The sequence below is a fragment of the Mycobacterium hackensackense genome (genome assembly GCF_025822555.1).
Lineage (GTDB): Bacteria > Actinomycetota > Actinomycetes > Mycobacteriales > Mycobacteriaceae > Mycobacterium > Mycobacterium fluoranthenivorans.
In genome coordinates this window covers 1-552 of the sequence record NZ_JACKUC010000043.1, presented here as the reverse complement: position 1 = coordinate 552, position 552 = coordinate 1, and the positions used below count along the sequence as shown (strand labels likewise).

Sequence of the window (552 nt, the reverse complement as noted above, 5' to 3'; positions counted from 1 at the left end):
TCGGTCGGTCCGGGATGTCGCCGGTGGGAACGGCGTGCCGGGACCGGTGCCGGATGATGTCGACAGCCTTGCGGTGGGCGATGGTCACCAGCCAGGCCTCGACGTTCGCTTCGGCCGGCAGGTCGGGGTAAGCCTTCAACGCGGACAGAAAGGTCTCTGACCAGGCATCGTCGGCGTCGACGGGGCCGACGATGACCCGACAGACCCGTAGCACGGTGGCGCCGTGCTCGGAGACCACCGAGGGGAAGGGCTGCTTGGTTGTCACACTGAGTAGACGCTTCGGCCGTTCATTTTGTGAGTATCGATCCTCACGCGCGGTAGGAGCAAAGTCGGCGGCCCCGAAACGCGCCGCGCCCTCGGCGTGCGGGCGCCGGGCGGTCCAGTCGCACGCTTTCGCGAAAAGTGCTGTTCGGCAACGATATTCGGGCGGGAACCCGAGGTCGGGGCCGGGCGCTGCTCGGGTCATGCATCGGTGGCCGGGCTGCGCGTCGGCGAGTATTTCCCGCCCACGCCTCTGGACGCGCTGTGCTTACGCGCATAAGCTCTCGGTGG

The 552-nt window shown here is 67.8% G+C and carries 1 protein-coding gene; it reads right to left on the bottom strand.

Going from position 1 to position 552, the window contains the following annotated elements; genetic code table 11:
* The coding region (locus H7J86_RS31660; RefSeq protein WP_308204889.1) for an RNA polymerase sigma factor at positions 1–265 on the bottom strand (265 nt) is incomplete at its 3' end.
* Positions 266–552 lie beyond the last annotated feature (287 nt).